This window comes from Falsihalocynthiibacter arcticus, assembly GCF_000812665.2.
Classification (GTDB): Bacteria; Pseudomonadota; Alphaproteobacteria; order Rhodobacterales; family Rhodobacteraceae; genus Falsihalocynthiibacter; species Falsihalocynthiibacter arcticus.
In genome coordinates this window covers 2928855-2953852 of record NZ_CP014327.1, presented here as the reverse complement: position 1 = coordinate 2953852, position 24998 = coordinate 2928855, and the positions used below count along the sequence as shown (strand labels likewise).

The 24998-nt window shown below is 55.5% G+C and carries 21 protein-coding genes and 1 pseudogene; 9 read left to right on the top strand and 13 right to left on the bottom strand.

All coding sequences use genetic code 11. From position 1 onward, the window contains the following. Window positions 1–4: 4 nt before the first annotated feature. The 4 genes and pseudogenes from purB (at window position 5) to RC74_RS23570 (ending at window position 2600) form a co-directional block, all read left to right on the top strand. The gene (purB, locus tag RC74_RS14560; RefSeq protein WP_039000116.1) at window positions 5–1312 is read left to right on the top strand and encodes an adenylosuccinate lyase; all 1308 of its coding nucleotides are present in this window, start codon (window positions 5–7) and stop codon (window positions 1310–1312) included. A gap of 165 nt (window positions 1313–1477) precedes the next feature. Continuing rightward, the gene (locus tag RC74_RS23580) at window positions 1478–2197 is read left to right on the top strand and encodes a hypothetical protein (protein WP_335339545.1); all 720 of its coding nucleotides are present in this window, start codon (window positions 1478–1480) and stop codon (window positions 2195–2197) included. 74 nt (window positions 2198–2271) lie between these two features. Next, window positions 2272–2334: pseudogene (locus RC74_RS23575) on the top strand (hypothetical protein); the annotation flags it as partial. 98 nt (window positions 2335–2432) lie between these two features. After that, on the top strand, window positions 2433–2600 hold the full coding sequence (locus RC74_RS23570; protein WP_335339544.1) for a FliG C-terminal domain-containing protein: 168 nt from the start codon (window positions 2433–2435) through the stop codon (window positions 2598–2600). Here the strand turns inward: RC74_RS23570 and RC74_RS14550 are convergent. Further along, on the bottom strand, window positions 2597–3304 hold the full coding sequence (locus RC74_RS14550) for a DUF1223 domain-containing protein (protein ID WP_082802432.1): 708 nt from the start codon (window positions 3302–3304) through the stop codon (window positions 2597–2599). The genes RC74_RS23570 and RC74_RS14550 overlap by 4 nt on opposite strands. Before the next feature lie 240 nt (window positions 3305–3544). On the opposite strand from RC74_RS14550, the gene acnA reads away from it, so the two are divergent. Next, entirely contained in the window at window positions 3545–6229 is a 2685-nt protein-coding gene (acnA, locus tag RC74_RS14545) for an aconitate hydratase AcnA (protein WP_062628292.1), read from the top strand. A gap of 322 nt (window positions 6230–6551) precedes the next feature. On the opposite strand, the gene RC74_RS14540 is transcribed toward acnA, so the two are convergent. The 9 genes from RC74_RS14540 to yajC all read right to left on the bottom strand — a co-directional run bounded on the left by RC74_RS14540 (window position 6552) and on the right by yajC (window position 12796). Continuing rightward, window positions 6552–7088, bottom strand: a complete 537-nt coding sequence (locus RC74_RS14540; protein WP_039001274.1) for a DsbE family thiol:disulfide interchange protein — start codon at window positions 7086–7088, stop codon at window positions 6552–6554. After that, window positions 7081–7257 carry a heme exporter protein CcmD gene (gene ccmD, locus RC74_RS21835; RefSeq protein WP_179946740.1) on the bottom strand — a complete coding sequence of 59 codons (177 nt, stop codon included), beginning with the start codon at window positions 7255–7257 and terminating at the stop codon, window positions 7081–7083. Before ccmD ends, RC74_RS14540 begins: the two co-directional genes overlap by 8 nt. Then, the gene (locus RC74_RS14535; RefSeq protein ID WP_039001273.1) at window positions 7254–7982 is read right to left on the bottom strand and encodes a heme ABC transporter permease; all 729 of its coding nucleotides are present in this window, start codon (window positions 7980–7982) and stop codon (window positions 7254–7256) included. The genes ccmD and RC74_RS14535 overlap by 4 nt, the downstream gene beginning before the upstream one ends. Before the next feature lie 55 nt (window positions 7983–8037). Continuing rightward, window positions 8038–8694, bottom strand: coding sequence for a heme exporter protein CcmB (gene ccmB, locus RC74_RS14530; protein ID WP_039001272.1), 657 nt, complete (start codon window positions 8692–8694; stop codon window positions 8038–8040). Next, window positions 8691–9311 carry a heme ABC exporter ATP-binding protein CcmA gene (ccmA, locus tag RC74_RS14525; protein WP_039001271.1) on the bottom strand — a complete coding sequence of 207 codons (621 nt, stop codon included), beginning with the start codon at window positions 9309–9311 and terminating at the stop codon, window positions 8691–8693. The genes ccmB and ccmA overlap by 4 nt, the downstream gene beginning before the upstream one ends. Before the next feature lie 42 nt (window positions 9312–9353). Further along, entirely contained in the window at window positions 9354–9707 is a 354-nt protein-coding gene (locus RC74_RS14520) for an Mth938-like domain-containing protein (RefSeq protein WP_039001270.1), read from the bottom strand. 92 nt (window positions 9708–9799) lie between these two features. Continuing rightward, window positions 9800–10759 carry a protein translocase subunit SecF gene (secF, locus tag RC74_RS14515; protein ID WP_039001269.1) on the bottom strand — a complete coding sequence of 320 codons (960 nt, stop codon included), beginning with the start codon at window positions 10757–10759 and terminating at the stop codon, window positions 9800–9802. 2 nt (window positions 10760–10761) lie between these two features. Further along, window positions 10762–12426 (bottom strand): protein translocase subunit SecD, encoded by a 1665-nt coding sequence (gene secD, locus RC74_RS14510; protein WP_039001268.1) that lies wholly within the window; start codon window positions 12424–12426, stop codon window positions 10762–10764. Window positions 12427–12475: 49 nt separating this feature from the next. After that, window positions 12476–12796 carry a preprotein translocase subunit YajC gene (gene yajC / locus RC74_RS14505; protein WP_052274717.1) on the bottom strand — a complete coding sequence of 107 codons (321 nt, stop codon included), beginning with the start codon at window positions 12794–12796 and terminating at the stop codon, window positions 12476–12478. Between the two features lie 174 nt (window positions 12797–12970). On the opposite strand from yajC, the gene RC74_RS14500 reads away from it, so the two are divergent. Together RC74_RS14500 and serS are read left to right on the top strand one after the other, a co-directional pair. Beyond that, the gene (locus RC74_RS14500; protein WP_039001267.1) at window positions 12971–14257 is read left to right on the top strand and encodes a pentapeptide repeat-containing protein; all 1287 of its coding nucleotides are present in this window, start codon (window positions 12971–12973) and stop codon (window positions 14255–14257) included. A 47-nt stretch (window positions 14258–14304) separates the two neighbouring features. Further along, a complete protein-coding gene (gene serS / locus RC74_RS14495; RefSeq protein ID WP_039001266.1) occupies window positions 14305–15597 on the top strand; it encodes a serine--tRNA ligase in 1293 nt (430 codons plus the stop codon). Window positions 15598–15712: 115 nt separating this feature from the next. Here the strand turns inward: serS and der are convergent, their stop codons facing one another. From der to RC74_RS14480, 3 genes are all read right to left on the bottom strand, one after another. Then, on the bottom strand, window positions 15713–17179 hold the full coding sequence (gene der / locus RC74_RS14490; RefSeq protein ID WP_039001265.1) for a ribosome biogenesis GTPase Der: 1467 nt from the start codon (window positions 17177–17179) through the stop codon (window positions 15713–15715). Window positions 17180–17279: 100 nt separating this feature from the next. Continuing rightward, a complete protein-coding gene (locus RC74_RS14485; protein WP_052274716.1) occupies window positions 17280–18701 on the bottom strand; it encodes an outer membrane protein assembly factor BamB family protein in 1422 nt (473 codons plus the stop codon). A gap of 75 nt (window positions 18702–18776) precedes the next feature. Beyond that, a complete protein-coding gene (locus tag RC74_RS14480) occupies window positions 18777–19436 on the bottom strand; it encodes a hypothetical protein (RefSeq protein WP_039001264.1) in 660 nt (219 codons plus the stop codon). A 351-nt stretch (window positions 19437–19787) separates the two neighbouring features. On the opposite strand from RC74_RS14480, the gene RC74_RS14475 reads away from it, so the two are divergent. Continuing rightward, window positions 19788–21050 carry an efflux RND transporter periplasmic adaptor subunit gene (locus tag RC74_RS14475; RefSeq protein ID WP_039001263.1) on the top strand — a complete coding sequence of 421 codons (1263 nt, stop codon included), beginning with the start codon at window positions 19788–19790 and terminating at the stop codon, window positions 21048–21050. Further along, the gene (locus tag RC74_RS14470) at window positions 21050–24919 is read left to right on the top strand and encodes an efflux RND transporter permease subunit (RefSeq protein ID WP_082802314.1); all 3870 of its coding nucleotides are present in this window, start codon (window positions 21050–21052) and stop codon (window positions 24917–24919) included. The genes RC74_RS14475 and RC74_RS14470 overlap by 1 nt, the downstream gene beginning before the upstream one ends. Window positions 24920–24998 lie beyond the last annotated feature (79 nt).

Sequence of the window (24998 nt, the reverse complement as noted above, 5' to 3'; positions counted from 1 at the left end):
CCCCATGATCCCTCGTTATTCTCGCCCCGAAATGGTTGCCATCTGGTCCCCTGAAACCAAATTCAAAATCTGGTATGAAATCGAGGCCCACGCCTGCGAAGCCATGGCCAATATTGGCGTCATCCCGCGCGAGAACGCCGATGCCGTTTGGAAAGCCAAAGACGTTGAATTTGACGTGGCGCGGATTGATGAAATCGAAGCCGAAACCAGACATGACGTCATCGCCTTCCTCACCCACCTAGCCGAGCATGTTGGTTCCGAAGAAGCCCGTTTCGTCCACCAAGGCATGACCAGCTCCGATGTTTTGGACACCTGTTTCAACGTCCAACTCGTACGCGCTGCCGACATCCTGATTGAAGACGCAAAGGGCCTGATGGCTGCTCTTAAACGCCGCGCGCTTGAGCATAAAAACACCATTCGCATCGGCCGCTCCCACGGCATCCACGCGGAACCAACCACCATGGGCCTCACCTTCGCGCGTTTCTACGCCGAAATGGACCGCAACCTGCGCCGCCTCAAAACCGCCCGCGAAGAAATCTCCACAGGCGCGATTTCCGGCGCGGTTGGCACCTTCGCCAATATCGATCCCGCCGTTGAAGAATATGTCTGCGCACAACTCGGCCTTGAGCCCGAGCCCATTTCCACCCAAGTCATCCCGCGCGACCGCCACGCTGCTTTCTTCGCCGCCCTCGGTGTCGTCTCCTCCACGGTTGAAAATATCTCGACCGAAATCCGCCACATGCAACGCACCGAAGTGCTTGAAGCGGCTGAGTTTTTCTCGATGGGCCAAAAGGGTTCTTCGGCGATGCCGCACAAGAAAAACCCCATCCTCACCGAAAACCTCACAGGCCTCGCGCGTCTTGTGCGCATGACCGTGATCCCCGCTTTGGAAAACGTCGCCCTCTGGCACGAGCGCGATATTTCGCACTCCTCGGTCGAGCGCAACATCGGCCCAGACGCCACAATCACCCTTGATTTCGCTCTCGCGCGTCTCACAAGCGTGATCGACAAACTCCTAGTTTACCCTGAGAATATGCTCGCCAACATGAACAAATTCCCCGGCCTCGTGATGTCCCAACGCGTGCTTCTCGCCCTCACCCAAGCAGGCGTGTCGCGCGAAGAGTCCTACAGCATGGTGCAACGCAACGCGATGAAAGTCTGGGAAACGGGCTGTGATTTCAAAACCGAATTGCTCGCCGATGACGCCGTCGTAAAAGCGCTTGGCGTTGAAGCAATCGAGGAAAAATTCGACCTCGGCTATCACACAAAACACGTCGATACGATCTTTGCACGGGTCTTTGGCAAAAGCTAACCCAGCCTAAATTTCAAACACTTATAATCCCGTCAGACACCTTCTGGCGGGATTTTTCAGACCTACGCCGAAAAACTACTGAGAATTTTCTCTAACCTCCCTTTCTTAAAGCCTCTCTTAACATCTCTGGTGCATTCCTAGGACATCCAGAATGGAGAGACACTCGTGAGCACAGCTTTAGCCCCAATCGGCGATTTCCCCCTAGATTTGCCTCCCATGGGCAATGCCCTTGGAAGTGGCTTTCCCGCCGCACCGTCTTTCCCCTCAAATTCCGGCCCCGCCCCCAAACTCTCCCGCGCCCAAAAAGCGGCGATCATCGTGCGCCTGCTCCTCTCGGATGGCGCCAAACTGCCGATTTCTGATTTTCCCGAGGAATTACAACACACTCTGACCCGTTCTATGGGCAGCATGAAAAGTATCAGTCGCGAGACGATGATCTCCGTTATCGAGGAATTCCTCTCGGAAATCGAGAGCGTCGGCATGTTCTTCCCCGGTGGCCTTGATGGCGCGCTCAAGGTTCTAGAGGGCGCGCTCTCCCCCTCGATGGTCACGCGCTTGCGCCGTGAAGCGGGCGGCGTTTTCTACGGTGACCCTTGGGAAAAAGTAGTGGACCTCCCGCTTGATATTCTCCTCGTGGCGCTGGAATCCGAAGCAATTGAAATCTGCGCCGTGATGATCTCCAAACTCGCCGTGCCCCGCGCCGCCGAACTGCTTGGCATGATTGCGGGCGAACGCGCGCGCCGCATTGCCTATGCGATTTCCCAAACCAAATCCGTCACCCCAGAGGCCGTGCGCCGCATCGGCGTTTCCCTCGCCACCCAACTCAACAACCAGCCCCCGTCGCCTTTGACGACGACCCCGTTGACCGTGTCGGCGCAATCCTGAATTTCTCGGCCGCCACCCGCCGTGACGAGGTTTTGGATGGGCTGGATGAGGATGACAAGGAGTTCGGCGCCCTTGTGCGCAAGGCTATTTTCACCTTCGCCAATATTCCCCAGCGCATTCACCCCCGCGACATGGCCAAAGTTTTGCGCGGCGTCGATCAGGCCGATCTTGTGACCGCGCTCGCGGCGGCCAAACAAGGGGGGATAACGCGACCGTCGACTTTATTCTCGCAAGCATGTCCAAACGACTGTCGGCAAGCCTCCTCGAAGAAATGGAAGAAGCGGGAGTTATCAAAGCCAAGGATTCGGATGAGGCCCAAACCAAACTTGTGGCTTCGGTCCGCCAACTTGAGGCGGCGGGCGAAATCTTCCTAAGAATGGATGACGATCCGCCCGAAGGTTAATCCAAACGCGCCGCGGCCAAAATCGGGCCATGCCCCGCGCGCTGAATAATGATCACGTGATGCGCGCCCTTGGGGTCAACTTTTGCCGAAAAAGGCGTCGCGCCGTTCCATTTCTTAAGCACTCGCCAATCGGTCACGATATTGGAATACGACACTTCCCGACCATTGTTCTCGCCCCCGCGAATTTTTACCGATTGATTTGGCACGAACCGCACCAATTGCACCACCATATCCGCACGTTGCTTGGACTGCGCCTCGATCACGAACAGCGGGCCGTTTTTCACCACCGAGAGCGTGACAGGGGAAACCACGCCCATGGCTTTCTTAATCGCTCGCTCAACATCGGCAGGTTTGTTGCCAACAACATGTTCAACGCCGCCAATCACCATTTGCGGGGTATACACAACCGTCGTTCCCGCCGCGCGGCTATAATTACGCTGGCGCTCCGTAAAGGCGGGGTCGCCAAAGACATCTTTCCATCCGATATAATCCCAATAATCGACATGCAGCCCCAAGGCGATAATGTCGCGACGCTGCGCCAATTGATCCAAAAGCGCATCCGCAGGTGGACAAGACGAGCACCCCTGAGAGGTATAAAGTTCCACAACAACAGGCCCAGACTGCGCATTGGCGGCTCCGCAAATCGCACTAAAGCCAAGGGAGAGTGCAAGGGCGCGTGCTGCGCGTGTCCAAATTGCCGTCATAAAATCTTTCCGATACATCTGTTTCTTAACCTTGTATTGAAACACCAGTAAAAGCGCCAATCAACCATTTGCGAGCGCCGCGTGTGAACCGTGCGCGTCAAAATCGGGAAAAAACCCTCTCTCGGCGCAAAAATCGTGTACAATGGTATACAATAGACGCGCTCCCCTCTTGATTATCGAGTCAAACTGGTCCAAAACCCCTCCAGCGATACCCTATTTTCACTATAAAGGGAGGCCAACATGCCCATCACCGTCGGACACGATTCCTCAAAGACCCGCAAAACACTCACTGTGGGCGACAAGAGCATTTCCTACTATTCCATCCCCGCCGCCCAAGCCGCAGGCCTTGGCGATTTCTCCAAATTGCCAGCCGCGCTGAAAGTTGTTCTTGAGAACATGCTGCGCTTTGAAGATGGCAAAACCGTCTCGGTTGACGACATCAAAGCTTTCGCCGAATGGGGTGCCAACGGTGGCAAGAACCCGCGCGAAATCGCCTACCGCCCTGCCCGCGTTTTGATGCAAGATTTCACCGGCGTTCCTGCCGTGGTTGACCTTGCCGCCATGCGCGACGGGATTGTCGCCCTCGGTGGTGACCCTGAGAAAATCAACCCGCTCAACCCTGTTGATCTGGTGATTGACCACTCCGTGATGATCGACGAATTTGGCAACCCACGTGCGTTCCAAATGAACGTCGACCGCGAATATGAACGCAACATGGAGCGTTATACCTTCCTGAAATGGGGCCAATCCGCCTTTAACAATTTCCGCGTTGTTCCTCCGGGCACGGGCATCTGTCACCAAGTGAACCTTGAGTATCTCTCGCAAACTGTTTGGACGGACACCGACCAAAACGGCGACGAAGTTGCTTACCCCGACACGCTCGTCGGCACCGATTCCCACACAACTATGGTCAACGGTTTGGCTGTTCTTGGTTGGGGCGTTGGTGGCATCGAGGCCGAAGCTGCGATGCTCGGCCAGCCGATCTCCATGCTCATCCCCGAAGTTGTTGGCTTTGAGCTGACAGGCGCGATGGTCGAAGGCACAACCGGCACCGACCTTGTGCTCAAAGTTGTCGAACTGCTGCGTGCCAAAGGCGTTGTCAGCAAATTCGTCGAATTCTATGGCGCGGGTCTTGATCACCTGCCCCTCGCCGACCGCGCGACAATCGCCAACATGGCGCCAGAATACGGCGCAACATGTGGCTTCTTCCCAATCGATGACGAAACGCTCCGCTACCTGCGTGTTTCTGGCCGCGACGAAGACCGGATTGCCCTCGTCGAAGCCTATGCCAAAGAGAACGGCTTCTGGCGCGACGCGGATTATTCCCCGATCTACACCGACACATTGTCCCTCGATATGGGCACAATCGTTCCTGCGATTTCCGGTCCAAAACGCCCACAAGACTTCGTGGCGCTGACAGACGGCAAAACCGAATTCCGTCGCGAAATGGAAGAAACCTTCAAACGTCCAATGGGCAAAGAAGTGGTTGTCACAGGCGAAGATTACACAATGGAATCGGGCAAAGTTGTGATCGCCTCGATCACCTCCTGTACCAACACCTCCAACCCCTACGTGATGATCGGCGCAGGCCTCGTAGCTCGCAAAGCACGCGCTTTGGGTCTTAACCGCCAGCCTTGGGTCAAAACCTCCCTCGCGCCCGGTTCGCAAGTTGTTTCTGCCTACTTAGAGGCGGCTGACCTGCAAGAAGACTTCGACGCACTCGGCTTCAACCTCGTCGGTTACGGCTGCACAACCTGCATCGGCAACTCGGGACCTATCCAAGCGGAAATCTCCGCCGCCATCGCCGAAGGCGACCTCGTGGCAACCTCCGTTCTGTCTGGTAACCGCAACTTTGAGGGCCGTATTTCCCCCGACGTGCGCGCCAACTACCTTGCCTCACCACCCCTCGTTGTGGCCTATGCCATCGCCGGAACCTTGGACATTAACCTTGCAGCAGACGTGCTTGGCCAAGACCAAAACGGCAATGATGTTTACCTAAAAGACATCTGGCCATCGACACAGGAAATCGCGGATTTGGTTGAAAAAACCGTGACCCGCGAAGCCTTCCAAAGCAAATATGCCGACGTCTTCAAAGGCGACGAAAAATGGCAGGGCGTTAAGACCACAGATAGCGTTACTTACGACTGGCCCCCAACCTCGACCTACGTGCAAAACCCGCCGTACTTCCAAGGCATGAGCCCCGAACCAGGTGTGATCACCAACATCCACGATGCCAAAGTTCTGGCCGTTTTGGGCGATATGATCACCACCGACCACATCTCTCCAGCGGGTGGTTTCGCGACCACAAGCCCTGCGGGTAAGTATCTGATCGAGCGCCAAGTCGCCCCACGGGAGTTCAACTCCTATGGTTCGCGTCGCGGCAACCACGAGATCATGATGCGCGGCACTTTCGCCAATATCCGCATCAAAAACGAGATGCTGCACAACGTTGAAGGCGGCTATACAAACGGTCCCGACGGCAAAGAAACCTCGATCTACGACGCGTCCATGGCTTACCAAGATGCCGGAACACCGCTCGTTGTCTTTGGCGGCGAACAATACGGTGCGGGCTCTTCGCGTGACTGGGCGGCCAAAGGAACGGCCCTCCTCGGCGTCAAAGCTGTGATTGCGGAAAGTTTTGAACGTATTCACCGTTCCAACCTCGTTGGCTTCGGCGTTATCCCGTTCGAATTTACAAACGGCGACACGCGCAAAACACTTGGCCTCACTGGCGAAGAAACGGTCTCAATCAGCGGTTTGGACAGCATTAAGCCCCTCCAAGAGGTGCCCTGCACGATCACGATGGCGGACGGTACCGTCAAAGAGATCATGCTCAAGTGCCGGATTGACACTGCGATTGAAGTTGAGTACGTCGAACACGGCGGCGTGTTGCACTATGTGCTGCGCAATCTTGCTAAGTCTTAAGTTTCAAATACTTAACGACAGAATCTAGAAAAATTTAGGCGCCTCGCAGATTTTGCGGGGCGCTTTTTTACATCTTAAAGGCGAAAGTGCCCTTTATTGGGAAACAGTGAAATTCCCAAGATACCGCCTAAAGGGCCATTGGCGTTCTATCCTTGTTAATAAATAGATGCGACACTCTAGGTATGAAAATTTCCAAGATAAAATTGATTCCCGTAGGACTGCCATTTTCGTGGCCATTGCTCGAAACTGCCGGATTTCTATTATTAATTTTTCTGACGCACGCCCCTCACTAGGGTTGCCGAGCGTTCTCGGGCCTCCCCCCTTAAGGGGTGGCCTCTTCTATGGCGGGAAGGATCGTTTCCTTCATCACGCGCTGGGTAATCGGGCCAGCAAACCGTAAAATCACCTTGCCGTCGCCATCGATCACGAAGGTTTCCGGAACCCCGTATACCCCCCAATCACGCCCTGTGCGCCCCGTATCATCCGCGCTAATTGTCGCGAAGGGATCGCCAAGCTCCGCGAGGAATTTTGCCGCCGCTTCCGGTTTGTCTTTGTAGTTCAAGCCGTGGATCGTAACGCCCGTTTGCGCCATTTCCTCAAGCTGCGGATGTTCGGCACGGCACGGCACGCACCAACTGGCCCAGAAATTCACCAGCTTCACACCTGGCAGCGCGAGGGTTTCGGCGGAGAGCACGTCGCTGCCCTCAAACGAGGAAAGCGTCAATACGGGCACCTCTTTGCCAATAAGAACGCTTGGCAAAGCACTCGGGTCCTCGCGGTACATGCCAACATAGAAAACGGCTGCAAGCCCCGCAAAAAGGAGGGGGGGGACAACGGCCCAAGGTGATATTCTAGCCATTTTCATTCCCGTTTTTAAGCGCTTCACGCCGATTTTCAACTTCACGCAGCGCATCCGCAACGCGGCGGCTTTTCACCACGGTCATGGCGATCAACACCGCCAATAAAACCGCCGTGGCGGCATAGGCTGCCATGACTTCACTCGCATATTTTCCAAGTTCTGGCATCATACCGAACGCTCCCTTGCCAGCAACGCATTCAACCGCCGCACACGAATTTCGGTCCGTGTACGCATCAAAACCAGCGCCACAAACAAGAGGATAAAACCGGTCATACAAAGGTACAGCGGATAGGCAAAAACATCAGAGACATTCTCCTCCTTATCCAACGACAGGCTCGCCCCTTGATGCAAGCCTTGGTTCCAAAACAGCACCGCATAGCGCGACAACAGCGCAAAAACAGATCCGACAAGGCACAAAACGGCCGTTAAATCGGCGGCGGTATCAGGATTGTCGATCGCTTCCCAAAGGGCCACATAGCCAAGGTAAAATAGCAACAAGATAAGGAAAGACGTCAAACGCGGATCCCATTCCCACGCGGTCCCCCACATCGGTTGCCCCCAAATCGCACCCGTAATCAGTGCAATAAGCGTCATGACAATGCCGATCGGTGCCGCCGCTTTGGCCGCCAGCGCACTCACATGGTGCCGCCGCACCAGCCAGATCAAACTCGTAACCAACATCATCAACCACGCATTAATCGCCATAAGCGCCGCTGGCACGTGCAAAAACATGATTTTTACTGTCGCCCCTTGGCGATAATCTTCAGGCGTAAAGAAGAACCCCCAAACAAGACCGCCGACCAACGTCACGACCGCAAGCGCAATCACCCACGGCAAGATGGTGCCGGAGGTTGCCATGAATTTTCGCGGATTTGCATATTCCCAAAGTGACATGGCCGGACCCTAAATTGAGTTAAACATTTGCGCAATCACCATACACGGGTTTGTGTTAACGCAGGTTGATACGGATTGCCGCAGCCGAGGCAAAAGGCAGAATTGCCAAGGACGCAAGCGTGATGGCCGCGAGCAAAAGCAGAGGCGTTTGCACCTCCATGCCACTCGCTCCACGGCGCAGAGTTTCTGCCCCAAAAATCAACGTCGGCACATACATCGGCAGCACCAGAATCGACAGCAGCAACCCGCCGCGTTTCAACCCCACCGTCAGCGCCGCGCCGAACGTGCCGATCACCGAAAGCGCAGGTGTGCCAATCGCCAGCGTCGCCACCAACCACACAAATGCCTCCGGCGTCATATTCAAAAGCACCGCCAAAACAGGCGCAACCAGCGTCAGCGGCACCCCCGTCGTCACCCAATGTGCCATCGCTTTTACCGCTACAACGCCTTCAAGCGGCAAGGGCGATGTCGCCATAAGATCAAGCGAGCCGTCTTCGTAATCCAGCGCAAAAAGGCGATCAAGCGACAAAAGGCACGCCAAAAGCGCCCCAACCCACAAAACCCCCGGCGCGATCACCCGCAGCACACTGGTCTGCGGCCCCACTCCGAACGGAATCAGCACAACAACGATCAGGAAAAACGCAAGCCCAAGCCCAAAGCCACCGCCCGACCGCACAGCAAGGCGAATATCCCGCCAGAAAAGCGCCCTCACAGGAAAGCCTCATCAAAATCTGCGTCACTCATGGGGGCCGCTTTAAACGGCGCAAGTTCAAGGGTTTGCGCGTCAAAACCAAGGTCGATATGGGTGGCAATCACTGCCGCGCCACCGCCTCTAAGATGGTTTTGCACCGCCTGTGCAAAAAGCGCCGTGCTGTCACGATCCAGCGAGATTGTCGGCTCATCCATCACCCAGATCGGCCGCCCCGTCACCAGCATCCGCGCCAACCCCAACCGCCGTTTTTGCCCCGCCGAAAGCGTATGCGCGGGTCGCTGCTTGAGATCCCTCAAATTCATTTGATCAAGCGCCGCGTCAATCTCCACCGTGCCAAAGACACGCGCCCAAAACCGCAGATTTTCCGCCACAGTCAACGTGGGCTTCACCCCATCAGCATGCGAGGCATAGGCGATACCCTCTGGCCAATGCGCGCCCGAAATCGCTCCCGTCACGGCGGGTTGCAACCCCGCCAACGTGCGCAAAAGCGTCGTCTTGCCGATCCCGTTAGGACCGCGCAAGAAAACGGCCTGCCCCGCGTCCAGCGCAAAGGAAACCCCCGCCAAGACCGCGACGCCGCCGCGCTGCACTGTAAGATTTTCAACCTGCAATATCATAGGGAAAGGCCTAGACTATTGCGCCCGACAAAGGCAAGGAATTCAGACAGGCAAGGCCGCAAGCCCAATGCGCCGCCCCTCGCTCAAAAGCACATTATACGTCCGACAAGCCGTGGGCGTCGCCATTAGTTCCACGCCAATGCCAGCCCCCTCTAGGGCGGCGCGCACACCCGCAGGAAGCGCGGCAATCTCGGCCCCGACACCCACAAACAAAACGTCCAAATCATCGGCAGCCTTGAGCAGCGGCGCAAGGTCGTCAAACCCTTGCCATTCAACAACACCGCTGGGCATCAAGGCCATAGGCCCTGTATGAACCTCGCCCAAAATGCGGAAAAACCCGGGGCCGTAACCGTCCACAGGAACCACATCGCCATATGTTACTTCGGTAAATTTCATAATGTGTTTTTACCCCTAATTCGTAAGTCCGACAAGTCTGGAGACCGTCAAGGCAAAAAAAATGCCAGCCCGTTATGGGCCAGCACTGTGTTTTAAGCTTCCGCTTGTTCTGCGGCGGGATCACCTTGTTCTTTTGACCAATCGCGCGTCACACCGAGTCGCAACAGGATCGCGGAGGCCACGAAAATCGAGCTATATGTCCCAACCACAACGCCCCAAATCATCGCAAAAACAAACCCGCGGATCACGTCACCGCCCAAAATGAACAGCGCAATAAGCGCGATCAACGTGGTCACCGATGTCATCACAGTGCGGCTCAGGGTTTCGTTGATTGACTGGTTCAAAACGTCCCGCAAGGGGCGTGTTTTATAGCGACGCAAGTTCTCGCGCACACGGTCAAACACAACCACTGTGTCGTTGAGAGAATACCCCACGATGGTCAAAAGCGCCGCAATAATCGCCAGATCAAACCGGATTTGCACAAGGCTAAACACCCCGATTGTCAGCACCACGTCATGGACAAGTGCCACAACCGCGCCAACCGAAAACTGCCATTCAAACCGCAGCCAAATGTAAAACAACACCGCTGCCATCGCCGCAACAATCGCAAGAACCGCCGTTTGTACCAACTCGCCCGAGACCTTCGGGCCTACCGAATTAACCTCTGGAAACGTCAGAGTGCTGTCGGTCGCCAGAAGCGCCTCTTTCACCGATGTGATCATGTCGATGGACACGCTTTCCGCGCCCTCTTGGGCTTGGATACGGACTTGTGCCGCATTCAAATTGCCATCGGTCGGATCAAAGATTTCTGTGATCGAAACGTCGCCTAAATTGAGCGGCGTCAAGGCGTCCCGATAGGCGCCCACGTCCACCGAAATGTCGGAATCCGTGCGGATGGTTGTGCCACCCTTAAAGTCGATCCCGAAATTCAAACCCATGGTGAAGAACAAGATAACCGACGCGATCACCGCAAGCGCAGACGCGCCCAAAGTGATTTTACTGGTCGAAAAGAAATCCCAATTGCTTTCCGAAGGAACAAGTTTCAAACGCATCTTTATACCTCGATCGTTTTGGGACGTTTACGTTCAAACCACATCACAATGATCAAACGGGTCACGAAAATGGCCGTAAAGACCGATGTGATAATGCCAATTCCCAGCGTAATCGCGAAGCCTTTGACAGGACCGGAGCCCATGGCAAACAGGATAAACGCGGTAATCAGTGTGGTGACGTTGGCGTCGATAATCGCACTCAGCGCTTTTTCATAGCCAAGTTCAATCGCCCGCACAGGCCCGCGCGCCGCCTTGAGTTCTTCGCGAATCCGTTCAAAAATCAGCACGTTGGCATCAACCGCCATACCAATCGTCAACACGATCCCCGCAATCCCGGGAAGGGTCAGGGTCGCGCCAAAGACGCTCAGAATACCGAAAATAAGCCCGACGTTGATGATCAGCGCGATATTGGCAAACAGGCCAAACAACCCGTAAGACAAGACCATAAAGATCAGCACACCCGCAAAGGCGATGATGCAAGCAATCCGCCCGGCATCAATACTGTCTTGGCCCAATTCTGGCCCAACAGTGCGTTCTTCGAGGAAAGTCATCTTGGCTGGCAACGCCCCCGCCCGCAGCAAAATCGCCAGATGCGTGGTTTCGGCAATATCAAAGTTCCCCGTGATAATCCCCGATCCACCTGGAATGTGGCTTTGGATGGTCGGCGCCGAGATCACCTCGTTATCGAGGACAATCGCAAACGGCGAGCCGATATTTTCCAACGTATAATCGCCAAATTTGCGCGACCCAGACCCGTTGAAGGTAAAGCTCACAGCAGGGCGGCCATTTTGGTCGAAACTTGGCTGCGCATTGGTCAGGTCTTCACCCGTCACAACGGCTGTTTTCTCAACAATGTAATAGACACCCTCTTCGTCAACCGACTTAAGGACTTCGTTGCGCGAATCCGTCCGTGCGTCGGCGCTTGTTGCGCGTCCTGTCACAGGTTTGAATTCCAACTTCGCGGTCGAGCCGATCAGCGTTTTCAACTCTTCCGCCGAACCAATTCCGGGCACCTGAATAAGGATACGATCCTCGCCAATGCTCTGAATTGTCGGCTCGCGCGTGCCTGCCGCATCCACACGGTTGCGCACGATTTCAAGCGATGTTGCCATGGTCCGCAAATCGGTTGCCACACGTTCGGCCTCCGACAGCTTCACAACAATAACGTCGCCTTCACCCGTCACTTCCAAATCGGTGTGGCCGATACTTGTAAGGCTTACAACGGGTTGCGCCAATGTCCGCACAATCTCAATCGCCCGTTGCAATCCGGCGGGCGTGTTGATCTGAACGTGCAATTCGCCTTCGGGCGCGTCTTTTACCTGACGCACACCGCCAACAACATCGCTCTCAACCCGCAACGCATCCCGCACGTCAGGCCACATGCCCTCCATCCGCGACGCGTAAACTTCCGCGAGGTTCACTTGCGCCAGCAAATGCGCCCCGCCGCGAAGATCAAGCCCTAGATTGACCAGATTTGACGGCAGATAATCAGGCCAAAGCGCCGCTTCTGCCTGATTTTCGGGTGTATTAAACCCAGCCTCAATCGCCGCAACGGCGTCGTTGTGGCGCTCTACCCGTGGGTAAAACACATTGGGAAGCGCAAGGACCACACCAAGGGCAACGAGTCCCCAAATGGTAATCCGCTTCCATAAAGCGATACTCAGCATCTTTTCCGCCTGTTCTTAGACAATCGTATTAGGATATTGTTTTTGTTGATTATTTAGCTGGTTCTGTCTTGTTCAAAACCTGCGCGATCGTCGATTGAACCACGCGCACTTTTACGCCCTCGGCCAATTCAACTTCAACTTCATTGTTATCTTTAACCTTGGAAACCTTGCCGATCAAACCGCCCTGTGTGACCACTTGGTCGCCACGGTGCAGCGCCGCAACCATCGCTTTGTGCTCTTTGAGCTTCTTTTGCTGGGGGCGGATCATCAGGAAATACATGATGGCGAAAATCGCGATGAGGGGCACAAATTGCAAGATAGCACTGGAAGAGCCACCAGCGGCTTGGGCATATGCAGGGGTCACGAACATTTGGTCGTCCTTTTCTTGGGTTTAGTGGTGCATTTGCACCGTATTGGCTGGCGGGCACCCTAAAGGCGCGTTTACAGAATCACAAGCTAAACACCCGCCCCCACAGGACATATGCAGCCTGTTGTCCCAATGCCAGTGCAGCGCTAACACTATTGCAACTGAATTGAGGTCTTAATGAGTGATTCCGTCCCGCCTTTTACGATTACCTTTCCCTTTGATGAGAACACGGGAACGGTTTTCTTCGCCGTCCTAGCGGTTCTCGCGCTCAGCTTCGCAGTCTATGGCATCCTGCAAATGCCCACCACGGCAAACCGCAACCGCGACTGGAAGCAACAAGGCATCGAAATCCTGTTTGTCTTCCTCATCCCCGTCTGGATTTGCCTCATGGGATTTGTGATCTGGACTCTGATTAGTCTCGCAGCAAGTTTCCCAGACTATTCCGAAGGCGACGACCTCCGCTGGCACGCCCTAGCCCTTGTCGGCCTCATGACCTCCCTCGCAGGCCTCATCGGCACACCCTTCGTGTTTCTACGCGCCCAAACAACCGAGCGGCACACCGTTGCCACAGAACAAGGCCTCATAACGGACCGAATCACCAAAGCCGTCGAGCAAATCGGCGCAGTTAAAACGGTAATAAAAGACGACAAATCAAGCACCCTACCAAACATAGAAGTCCGCATCGGCGGCCTCTATGCCTTAGAGAACATCGCCCAACAAAATTTGGAGGTTCACATCCAAATCATGGACATTCTCTGCGCCTATGTACGGGAAAACTTAAGCAATAAGATAGACAACAAACCGGGTGAATTAAGCACCATGACGGACACTTCTCCCCTCCCAAAGGCGGGAGAAAGGCTCTTGCCTGATGACGTTTCTGTCGTTTTTAAAATCATTTCACGAAGATCAAAGCCTCAAAAGAAAAAAGAGGAAAGCAGGCTAAACTCAGAGGGCCAGCGTTACGTATTTGACTTTAGTACCTGTAACTTTATCCACTATCGACTTTGGTGGCTAAGCTTTGATAATTGTCGGTTTTGGTATTGTGATTTCTCTGGAGCAACTTTTTTCCGTAATGAAATTCAAAATTCCGACTTCATGGCGGCCAATTTCAGTAGTACCACCTTCAATTCAGTAAAGGCTGAAAACACTAAATTCCATATCGTCGCAACAGACGACCTTGAGATAGAGCACACGAGTTTTCTAGGATGCCAGTTTTTTAAATTTGATTTCGCCCCGACTCGGATTTCTAATGACACACAATTCGATGGTAGCCAGTTCTCAAGTGAGTGGAACGTTGTCACTGCCCTAACTGATGAACAAAAAGAAACGGCCTTAGGCATTGGAAATTTTGATCCAACTGATGGCCACATTCCCAAACATTGGACAACTGTTGAAGCCACAAACAATAAGGTAGACGACTACTGGCGTGAATGGCAAAAAACCAACGGTTCCCAACCCAAATAAAACGCGCTAAAAGCCCCCCAAGATCACCCCAATAAAGGACAGTCCCCATGCACGACATTCGCCAAATCCGCGAAAATCCCGCCGCTTTTGATGCCGCCATGGCACGTCGAGGCCTGTCGTCTTTGTCCTCCGAAATCCTCGCCGTTGATACCGCCCGCCGTGAGAAGATCATGGCCGCCGAAGAGGCCCTCGCGACCCGCAACAAGGCCAGCAAAGAAGTTGGCGCGGCCAAGGCCCGTGGCGACGACGCCGAATTTGAGCGCCTCCGCGCGCTCGTATCCGAGAAAAAGGCAGAAATCGCCACCCTCGAAGAAGAATCCAAGATTGAGGACGCCCGCCTGCGCGACATGTTGATGGTCATCCCCAATATCGTAGCCGACGATGTACCCGAGGGCGCAGACGAGAGCGAAAACCAAGAAATGCACACATGGGGCGCCCTCCCCACCTATGATTTCGCCCCCAAGGAACATTTTGAGTTGTCCGGCACCGCCGCCTCCCTCGATTTCGAAACCGCTGGCAAAATCTCGGGCGCGCGTTTCGTGATGCTCAAAGGTGCCGTCGCCCGCGTCCACCGCGCTCTCGCCCAATTCATGCTCGACACCCATGTCGATGAAAACGGCCTGACCGAAATCAACCCGCCCGTTCTGGTCCGCGACGACGCCATGACAGGCACCGATAAATTGCCAAAATTCGGCGAGGACAGCTACCAAACGACCAACGGCTGGTGGCTCGTGCCAACCGCCGAAGTCCCCCTCACCTATAGCGTCGCCGAAGGCACCCTCGCCGCCGAAGACCTGCCCCGCCGCATGGTCGCGCATACCTTGTGTTTCCGCTCCGAAGCTGGCTCCGCAGGCCGCGACACCTCTGGCATGTTGCGCCAACATCAGTTCGAAAAAGTCGAGATGGTCTCAATCATGCATCCCGACGACTCCGACGCCGAACTTGAACGCATGACAAAATGCGCCGAGGGCATCCTTGAGAAGCTCGTTCTGCCCTATCGCACCGTCAAACTCTGCACAGGCGACATCGGTTTCGGCGCAAAACGCACCTATGACATCGAAGTGTGGCTCCCCGGTCAAAACGCCTACCGCGAGATCAGCTCTTGCTCCACCACAGGCGATTTCCAAGCCCGCCGCATGAACGCCCGCTTCAAACCTGCGGACGGCGGCAAACCCGAATTCGTCCACACCCTAAACGGCTCCGGCCTCGCCGTCGGACGCTGCCTCATTGCGGTCCTCGAAAACGGCCAACAAGCCGACGGCTCCGTCACCCTCCCCGCCGTTTTGCGCCCCTACCTTGGCGGCAAAACCCGCATCACCTCCGAGGGCGCTTTGGCCTAAGCCATTTCCCACAAGACACGAAAAAGGGGCCCGTTGAGGCCCCTTTTTTTATTCCAGAATGTTTAAACTTTTTAAAAAGTGCCTCTCAGAGGTTTTAAACTTTTTAAAAAACGCCCTACCAAGTCTTCTTAGCGGTCGGTTTCCCAAGGTGCTTACGCAAACGAGACGGCGTCGATTTCTTCTTATCCTTAAACGGATTCTGCGACGCCTGACTGCGCATATGCAGACGGATCGGAGTCCCTGGCATTTCAAAGTCGAGCCGTAACCCATTGACAAGATAGCGAGAATAACTTTCGGGCAATTTTTCCGGCAGGCTACACATCACCACAAACCCTGGAGGACGGGTTTTCACCTGTGTCATATACCGTAATTTGATCCGACGACCCGACGGTGCGGGCGGCGGATGCGCCTCAACCATCGCCATAAGCCAACGGTTCAAGTGACTTGTCGTAATCCGTGTGTTCCAAACATCATGGGCCTTCATGATCGCTTCGTGCAGACGGTCCATGCCCTTGCCGGTTTTGGCCGAAATCGTTACCATCGGCACGCCGCGCAATTGCGGTAGGTGCAACTCAAGACTTTCGCGTAACTGCTTGAGTTTAGATTGTTTATCCGGTTCCGTATCCCATTTATTAACCGCGATAACAACCGCGCGCCCCTCGCGTTCCACAAGGTCGGCAAGCTTCAGGTCTTGGGTCTCAAACGGGATTTCAACATCCAGCAAAACCACCACAACTTCGGCAAATTTAACGGCGCGAATACCGTCGGAAACCGAGAGTTTCTCAAGCTTTTCCTGCACCTTAGCGCGTTTGCGCATGCCGGCCGTATCAAACACGCGCACAGGTGTGCCTTCCCAAACGGTCTGCACCGAGATCGCATCGCGCGTGATCCCCGCCTCTGGACCAACAAGCATCCGCTCCTCGCCCAAAAGCTGGTTCACAAGGGTGGACTTACCCGCATTGGGACGGCCACAAATCGCGATTTGCAGCGGCTGTTCTTTGGTCGGAACGCGGGGACCTTCTTCTTCGTCATCATCCGAGACGTCAACATCGACTTCTGGCTCGGCCGAATAGGTCTTGGCGGCAAGTTCCTCGGAAATCGGCAGCAACATCGAATACAAATCCGACATGCCTTCGCCGTGTTCACCAGATAGCCGAAGAGGCTCGCCAAGGCCCAAAGAATAGGCCTCAAGCACGCCCCCTTCGGCGGCGTTTCCCTCGGCCTTATTCGCGGCAACAATAACATGCGCGTTCTTTTTGCGCAGGATTTCGGCGAAAACTCGGTCGGTTGAGGTCACGCCAACCCGCGCATCAATCACGAACAGACAGATGTCAGCCATGCTGACGGCGCGTTCGGTCAACGCACGCATGCGTCCCTGAAGGCTCTCGTCGGTGGCTTCTTCAAGGCCCGCCGTGTCAATGACGGTGAAGTTCAAATCACCAAGCCGCGCGGCACCTTCGCGCAGGTCTCGTGTGACGCCCGGTTGGTCATCCACCAACGCAAGACGTTTACCGACCAAACGGTTAAACAAAGTGGATTTGCCCACATTCGGGCGGCCCACGATGGCAAGGGTAAAGCTCATTTTATGCTCCAATGCACGGATCAGGCGCGTCCGTAACATGATTTGCGCAGGAACGGAAAGCCCCTGCGTAAAGAATTCCTAAGATATCGGGGTGCCGCACCTAGCGATAGGCGCGCAAAGCCCCATCGCCGGTGACGATATAGAGTGTGTTGTTGACGACGATTGGCGCTGTGGTTGCCCCTTCAGGCAGCGGGACCGTCGATAAAAGCTGGCCGTTTTGCGGATCAAAGGAGCGTAGCACGCCATCGCTCGACCCCACCCAAAGGCGTCCGCCCGCAAGGACAGGGCCGTAATGGGCATAGATTGTTTTGCGTTTCTTGATCTTTTCCTCAACAAAATAGGGCAGATCAACTTTCCACAAGGTTTCGCCCGTCGCCGCACTCAATCGCACGAGTGCGGATTGATCGTTGACCAGAAACACCGAGTTGCCCTCAGGCCAAACGGGACCATAAGCCCCCTCTTGCGCGGTCCAAACGACATCGCCGTTGGCGCGGTTGAATTTAATCGTGCGCCCAGAAGCATTCCCCGCATAGACCGTATTGCCAAGGATCACAGGCTCGCTGGTGATGTCAGTGATGCCCGCGTAGGCTGAGTCGACGCGACGGCCAGAAATCGTCGTGCTCCACAGACGGACGCCGCCTTGCGGGAAGGTGGCGATCATTTCGCCCGTGCTGAACGGGAAGATCGCGACATCATTTGTTGCCGCAGGGGCCGCGCCGCCAATGATGCCGGATACGCTTGGCGCATTGGCCAATTGCCATTTGACGCGCCCGTCGCTCAGGTTAACGGCCCAAGCCACGTTGTTGCGCGAAATAGCATAAACCAAGCCGTTTAAGATTGTCGGAGGGCTTGCGATATTTGCGTCCACGCGTTGTGCCCAGACTTCGCCACCGGTTTTCACATCCAGTGCCACCATCTCGCCAAACCCCGTTGTGGCGACCAAGATGTCGCCCGAAATCGCCAGACCGCCGCCGGAAACATCCTCGGGCGAATCTGTGATCGGCGTCAGGTTGCGCTTCCAAAGGAGCGCGCCGCTGGTGTTATGCGCCATGACCAGTGATTGGCTGTCCATGGTGAAAATGCGGCCGTCTTTGGCGACGGGGGTGGTTGAAATCCGGTACTTCCGACTGTCACCCTCGCCGATATCCACACTCCAAAGGGGGCGTATGGTTTGGGCCAAGGCAGGGTGGTCAATGTGGTGTTGTGGGGACCCGTTGGAATGGGTCCACGCGCTGTTGGTCACGGGGCGACGCGCCGAAAAGCTGGGCGCTGGCGGAAGCGTGACTTCGGCGCGGGTTTCGACAACCATTGCGGTTGCAGGCTCTTGAGCGCCAAAAGGCGCGCGCAAACCAATCCGCTCGCCCGGAAGAATAACTTCATCCTTGGCACAGGCCGCCAACAAAGCTACCATAGCAAGCCCCGCAAAAAGATGCGCGGCCTTTTTGAGTCCGAACCGTGAGGGCGCGAAAACAGAAGTTGTTTTGGCGGACTCGAGTGCAAATTTCGGTAGCACTGGGTTCATGTTAAGCTCCACTCAAATTCCTCGTCCCTAGTTCACGGCGCAAATAGGCCATTCTCAAGCGGTGACGCGTTTTCTCTAGCCGGTCGCTGTTTTCACGCCCAGAACCAATTTCCATTGCTCCACACGTTGACGCAAACTCGACGTTAGTTCGGCATCTTGCGAAATGGAGTTCAAACGCGCGATCGCCGCGTCCTTGTCGTCCATTTCGACCTCAATAAGGGCCACTTGCTCTTCGGCCAACAGGCGGAACGCGCTGCCTGGAACGATGAGGGCCGCAAAAGCCGCTTTGCGATCCGCAGCGGGAACGCCCGCCCCCAAAAGCAATGCCGCTTTGAAACCCGCAAGGTCCCGATAGACCTGCGCAGACTCGGGGCTCGCTTTGATGACATCAAGAGCTGCAATGGCGGCATCTGAGCCTTCACTACCCAAAGTTTCTTCACCGCTTTGCAAAAACGCAAGAATGACGTTGGCCTGTGGGGAAGGCGCTTGAATGACCGCAAGTTCGGTGACTCGGGCTGCGGATTCATTGTTGAGCATCGCGGTAATCACTTCGTCGCCAAAGCTCTCGGCTGACGCTTGGGCTGAGGCGCGTCTCGCCTCATTAACGGCGGTTCCCCCAACCAAAAGCAAAACGAGCGCACCTGCGACCCACCCGTATTTACGCATATATCCAAAGAGTCGATCCTGACGGACCTCTTCACTTACCTCGTCAATAAAACTGTCTGTATCGCTCACGTCGTTCTCCTGCCCGTCTGCCCACCCGTTAGTGCGGGGGCATTTCGTCTTCCCGAATGCGTCCGGTATGCCCCCTCATACCCCGAAGCGGAACGCCTTGCCAAGACCCGCCGCGTCGCTCTTTATAAATGCACGGGCTTAGGTGGGAATATCTGGGCGTTTAGATGCAACATTTTCCCCCAATGACCATTGCCTCCTCCTTTGTAATCATTGTGCCGCATAAACAATCTGAACTAAACAGTTCAGGTGAATTGACGTTAGATTTCAGTTGTAATCTGGACAAAACCACTTATGTGAACGTGATTAACACCTGTCCCACGGGCAGCCATAGTATGTTTTTAAGAGGGTTCCATGCGTCCATTACCCGTAATTTCCGCCATTTTGGTGAGTGTATTTTTATTTTTACTCGTATTTGAACGCGACAGACTCTTGGGATTTGCCTTTAAAGATGACACACCCGCCGTCGTAGAAGAAACGGTTGAGGCGAGTGATCAGACCGCCTCCGTGGCCCTAATCGAAACAATAAACACAGAAAACGCCAACCCGTTGGTCTCTGTCGTTGCGTTACGCTCTGTTGCCCAGCCAGTTGAAAATGCGGTCTTACTGCGCGGCCAAACCGAAGCGGCCCGCAAAGTTGAAATCCGCTCCGAAGTCACTGGATTGATTATCTCCGAACCCCTGCGCAAGGGTGGCTACATCGAAAAAGGCCAGCTTTTGTGCGAAGTCGAGATTGGCACCCGCGCCTCTGTCCTCGCGGATGCCGAGGGCAATCTTGAGCGCGCAAATGCCGCCGTCCCTGAAGCCAATGCGCGCCTCGCCGAGGCCAATGCACGCCTTTCTGAAGCAAAAATTAACGACACCGCCGCCAAACGTCTTTCTGAGGGTGGATTTGCCTCCGATACACGGGTGGCCTCCAGCGCCGCCGCGTATGAAAGCGCGCTCGCGGGTGTTCAGGGCGCAAAAGCCTCCGTTTCCGCCGCCGAATCTGGAATCAAATCGGCCGTGGCCCGTGTGGTTGCCGCCGAGCGGGATATCGAACGTCTGCGTATTTTAGCCCCCTTCTCGGGCATGTTGGAAACAGACACCGCCGAGCTTGGCACCCTGATGCAACCGGGCGCTCTGTGTACTACGGTCGTATTGCTTGATCCGATTAAGCTGGTCGGGTTTGTTCCGGAAACCGATGTGGAACGCATCAAAGTTGGGGCCATGTCCGGCGCACGTTTGGCCTCGGGTGTTGACGCCGTTGGCCGCGTGTCGTTCCTGTCGCGCACCGCCGATAGCGCGACCCGCACCTTCCGCGTGGAGGTGATCGTGCCGAACGCAGATCTCGCCATCCGCGACGGCCAAACGGTGGAGATCGTGGTATCCTCCGCGGGGTCGGACGCGCATTTATTGCCCGCCTCGTCCTTGACCCTGAATGACGAAGGTGCCCTTGGGGTTCGGGTTGTCGAAGACCAAAACGTGGTGAAATTTTTGGAAGTGTCCGTTTTACGCGACAGCGTCGATGGGATTTGGGTCTTGGACCTTCCCCAAGAAGTGAGCGTGATTACGTCAGGCCAAGAATATGTCATTGATGGTGTGACCGTCGCGGTGACCTATAGGGAGCCAAGCTGATGACTGGTTTAGTCGATTGGGCCGCCGAACGCGCCCGCATGGTGGTTGCCTTTATCGCGATTTCCCTGATCGCGGGGGCCGCCGCCTATATGAACCTACCCAAGGAGGGCGAGCCGGATATTGAAATTCCGGCTCTTTTTGTTTCTGTCCCCTTCCCCGGAATTTCCGCCGAAGACAGCGAAGCCCTGTTGGTTAAGCCAATGGAAACCGAACTGTCCGATTTGGATGGCCTCAAATCCATGTCCGCCACCGCCTCTGAGGGCTATGGCGGCATTGCGCTTGAGTTTGAGTTTGGCTGGGACAAGACCAAAATCATTGCCGATGTGCGCGACAAGATGAACACTGTTGAGGGGAATTTCCCCGCTGGGGCGGATAAATACTCCATCACCGAGATCAACTTTTCTGAATTTCCGATCATCATTGTGAATCTATCTGGCGATTTACCAGAGCGCACCTTGGTGCGTGTTGGCAAGCAGCTTCAGGATAAAATCGAAGCCCTTGAACCGGTGCTGGAAGCGGCCCTTGCGGGGCATCGCGACGAGATGGTCGAAGTGACCATCGACCCGTTGCGCCTTGAGGCCTATAACGTGACCGCGCCCGAATTGATCAACGTTGTGGTTAACAACAACCAACTGATCGCAGCGGGGGAAATCGAAACCCCTAATGGCGCATTTTCGGTGAAAATCCCCTCAAGCTTCAACGATGCCAAAGACATTTTCGACCTGCCTGTCAAAACCAACGGCGACCGTGTTGTGACCCTTGGCGACCTCGCGGATATCCGTCTGACGTTCGAAGATCGCACCGGAACAGCTCGTTTTAACGGGGAAACAACGGTCGCGTTGCAAGTGGTGAAACGCAAAGGCTATAACATTATCGACACCGCCGCACAGGTGCGCGCCGCCGTTGAAGAGGCCCGCGCTGAGTGGCCCGAACAGTTGCAAGCCGCCGTCCATGTCGGCGCGAGCAACGACCAATCGCGCACCGTGGGCTCGATGGTGAGCCAGCTTGAAGGCTCGGTTCTCACGGCGATTGCGCTGGTGATGATCGTTGTACTCGCGTCGCTTGGCACGCGCTCCGCCCTTCTGGTGGGCTTCTCAATCCCCACATCGTTCCTCCTGTGTTTCGTGCTTTTGGGCGCGATGGGGATCACCATTTCCAACATCGTGATGTTTGGTTTGATCCTCGCCGTGGGGATGCTGGTGGATGGCGCGATTGTGGTCGTGGAATACGCCGACCGGCGTATCAAAGAGGGCGTCGGCCCGATGCACGCCTTTACCGAGGCCGCCAAACGCATGTTCTGGCCCATCGTCAGTTCCACCGCGACCACGCTCTGTGCGTTCCTACCGATGCTGTTTTGGCCCGGCGTTCCCGGCCAATTCATGGGCATGTTGCCCGTCACTTTGATCTTCGTGCTTTCGGCCTCCCTTGTAGTTGCCCTCATCTACCTGCCCGTCCTTGGCGGTGTGTTTGGCCGTGGGTCGCGGATCATTGAACATGTCTCGGCGTGGCTGATCACTAAACTCCCGTGGTTTGTGCGCGCGGCTTTCGTGCCTTTCGCGCTCTACGGGTTGTTCTTGGGCATGATGCAAATGCTCAACCCCGGATATCTGTTTGGCGGCACGGCCCCAACCGAGGGCGTGATGGCCATTGTTCCAGGGGCTTTGCTCTTTATGATCTCGGCCTTTGCCAGCTCGGCGTTCCTCGGAGCTGCGGCCCTGCCCAAACGCGAGAAAAAGGTGCGCGCAGGTGTGCGCCGCTCGCCTTTCGGCCTGTTTATCAAATTCATCGTGGGCAACCCGATCATGCCTTTGGTCTCGGTCGCCGCCGTGATTTTCGTGGTGATGACCACCTTCCAATACTTTGGCGAAAACAACAAAGGCGTCGAGTTTTTTGTTGAAAGCGAACCCGAGCAGGCGATCATTTACGTGCGCCAACGCGGTAACCTATCGCTTGAGGAAAAAGACGCCGCCCTGCGCGAGGCCGAAGAGGTTATTATCAATGAAACCGGTGTGCAAAGCACCTTTGCCTTCGCGGGTGACGGCGGCCTGACCCAAAACGACGGTGGCGCGGGCGCACCGCGTGACGCCATCGGTCAGGTGCAAATCGAGCTGATCCCGTGGGAAGACCGCCCCACCGTCAAAGTGCCATGGTTTTGGGGCATCGAACGCAACGCCGTCGACCCTGAATATGATGGCAATAAGGTGCTGGAGCGCCTCGAAGTCAAACTCGCCCAAATTCCGGGTATCAAAGCCGAAATCCTGAACTTGTCGCGCGGTCCGGGCTCCGGAAAACCTGTGCATCTGCGCCTGAAATCCGACAATTGGGAATCGCTTCTTGTTGCAACAGAAATCGCACGCGCGAAGTTTGAAGACACGGCGGGTCTGGCCGATATTGACGACACGCTTCCCCTTCCGGGGATTGATTGGCAGATCGACGTGGACGTCCAAAAAGCCGGCCGTTACGGCGCGGATGTGGCCACCGTTGGCGGCATGGTTCAGCTGGTAACGCGCGGTATTTTGCTCGACACCATGCGGGTCGATACCAGCGACGAGGAAATCGAAATTCGGGTGCGTTTACCCGAAGCGGACCGCGTTCTTTCGACCTTGGATAGCCTGCGTATTCGCACCTCCGAAGGCCTTGTCCCGCTGTCGAATTTCACCACCCGTAAGCCCGTGGCAAAGCTGGCACAGATCGACCGGATTGATCAGCAACGGTATTTCGATGTGAAAGCTGCAGTTGATTCCAACCTCGTCAAACTGGTCCCTCAGGACACCTCGCAAGAGGGCATGGAAACCGTTGTGATAAGTGAGGACCAACTTGAATTGACACGTTCAAACGGGACCACCTATCAGTCGCAGGTTGACGCGGGTGATTACAAATCAATCCCCGTAAATCCCACCGAGCGCATCGAAACCCTCACCGAATGGCTCGACGCTGACGGCAATTTGCCCCAGGGGGTTGCATGGGAATGGACGGGCGATCAAGAAGAGCAAGCGGAGTCCGGCGCCTTCCTGATGAAAGCTTTTGCGGGCGCTTTGGCCTTGATGTTTGTGATCCTACTGGCGCAATTCAACAGCTTCTATAACTCCATTTTGGTGCTCATCGCGGTGGTTCTTTCGACCACTGGCGTGCTCATCGGGATGCTGGTTATGGGGCAAGCGTTCTCGATTATTATGACCGGAACGGGGATCGTGGCCTTGGCGGGAATCGTGGTGAACAACAACATTGTGTTGATCGACACCTATCAGGAATACGCACGCTACATGCCGCGCATTGAAGCGATCATCCGCACAGCGCAGAACCGTATTCGCCCTGTGTTGCTGACTACAATCACCACGATGGCGGGCCTTGCGCCGATGATGTTTGGCCTGTCGCTCGACTTCATCAACGGTGGCTATTCCGTCAACAGCCCCACTGCCCTTTGGTGGAACCAACTGGCGACGGCGGTGGTCTTTGGCCTTGGGATTGCAACCATTCTAACGCTTGTGTTCACCCCGTCAATGCTCGCCATTCGGGTGTGGTTCTGGACCTATGTAAGCTGGCTCGCGCGCCTGTTTGCGATGCTGTCGATGGGGCGCAGCAGCAAGGCCGCACAGGATTGGGCCCTCCAATCTGCCGCCCGTAAAATCCACGCTCCCGAACTGGACTGGACCCGCCTGACCTTGCCGCAAGGCGACGGCTTTGAAGAGGAACCCGCCGAGGATATCGACCTCAGCGAACTTGAGAGCGTCCTTGAGAAAGCCGGCAAAGCGCCGGCCCCAAAGCAGGATTACCTGCGCGAAGCGGATGTCGATGCAGCAAGCAATGATGGCGAACACCAGAACGGGGTCGCCAAAAAAGATGGCCCCCCGTTAAAAGCTGCAGAGTAATGTAAAACGCAAAAGACCGGAGATTATCTCCGGTCTTTTTTTGTCTACGTGACTTGCGGTCTCCCCCTTAGGCATTCCA

What these genes read in the sequence shown, in the direction of transcription:
- der (WP_039001265.1), bottom strand. Translation starts at nt 17,179, where the DNA reads ATGAGCTTTACCCTTGCCATCGTGGGCCGCCCGAATGTGGGCAAATCC.
- ccmA (WP_039001271.1), bottom strand. Translation starts at nt 9,311, where the DNA reads ATGATATTGCAGGTTGAAAATCTTACAGTGCAGCGCGGCGGCGTCGCG.
- RC74_RS14485 (WP_052274716.1), bottom strand. Translation starts at nt 18,701, where the DNA reads ATGAACCCAGTGCTACCGAAATTTGCACTCGAGTCCGCCAAAACAACT.
- RC74_RS14550 (WP_082802432.1), bottom strand. Translation starts at nt 3,304, where the DNA reads ATGACGGCAATTTGGACACGCGCAGCACGCGCCCTTGCACTCTCCCTT.
- acnA (WP_062628292.1), top strand. Translation starts at nt 3,545, where the DNA reads ATGCCCATCACCGTCGGACACGATTCCTCAAAGACCCGCAAAACACTC.
- RC74_RS14475 (WP_039001263.1), top strand. Translation starts at nt 19,788, where the DNA reads ATGCGTCCATTACCCGTAATTTCCGCCATTTTGGTGAGTGTATTTTTA.
- RC74_RS14500 (WP_039001267.1), top strand. Translation starts at nt 12,971, where the DNA reads ATGAGTGATTCCGTCCCGCCTTTTACGATTACCTTTCCCTTTGATGAG.
- RC74_RS14535 (WP_039001273.1), bottom strand. Translation starts at nt 7,982, where the DNA reads ATGTCACTTTGGGAATATGCAAATCCGCGAAAATTCATGGCAACCTCC.
- serS (WP_039001266.1), top strand. Translation starts at nt 14,305, where the DNA reads ATGCACGACATTCGCCAAATCCGCGAAAATCCCGCCGCTTTTGATGCC.
- purB (WP_039000116.1), top strand. Translation starts at nt 5, where the DNA reads ATGATCCCTCGTTATTCTCGCCCCGAAATGGTTGCCATCTGGTCCCCT.
- RC74_RS23570 (WP_335339544.1), top strand. Translation starts at nt 2,433, where the DNA reads ATGTCCAAACGACTGTCGGCAAGCCTCCTCGAAGAAATGGAAGAAGCG.
- secF (WP_039001269.1), bottom strand. Translation starts at nt 10,759, where the DNA reads ATGCGTTTGAAACTTGTTCCTTCGGAAAGCAATTGGGATTTCTTTTCG.
- ccmD (WP_179946740.1), bottom strand. Translation starts at nt 7,257, where the DNA reads ATGATGCCAGAACTTGGAAAATATGCGAGTGAAGTCATGGCAGCCTAT.
- RC74_RS14470 (WP_082802314.1), top strand. Translation starts at nt 21,050, where the DNA reads ATGACTGGTTTAGTCGATTGGGCCGCCGAACGCGCCCGCATGGTGGTT.
- yajC (WP_052274717.1), bottom strand. Translation starts at nt 12,796, where the DNA reads ATGTTCGTGACCCCTGCATATGCCCAAGCCGCTGGTGGCTCTTCCAGT.
- secD (WP_039001268.1), bottom strand. Translation starts at nt 12,426, where the DNA reads ATGCTGAGTATCGCTTTATGGAAGCGGATTACCATTTGGGGACTCGTT.
- RC74_RS14540 (WP_039001274.1), bottom strand. Translation starts at nt 7,088, where the DNA reads ATGGCTAGAATATCACCTTGGGCCGTTGTCCCCCCCCTCCTTTTTGCG.
- RC74_RS14520 (WP_039001270.1), bottom strand. Translation starts at nt 9,707, where the DNA reads ATGAAATTTACCGAAGTAACATATGGCGATGTGGTTCCTGTGGACGGT.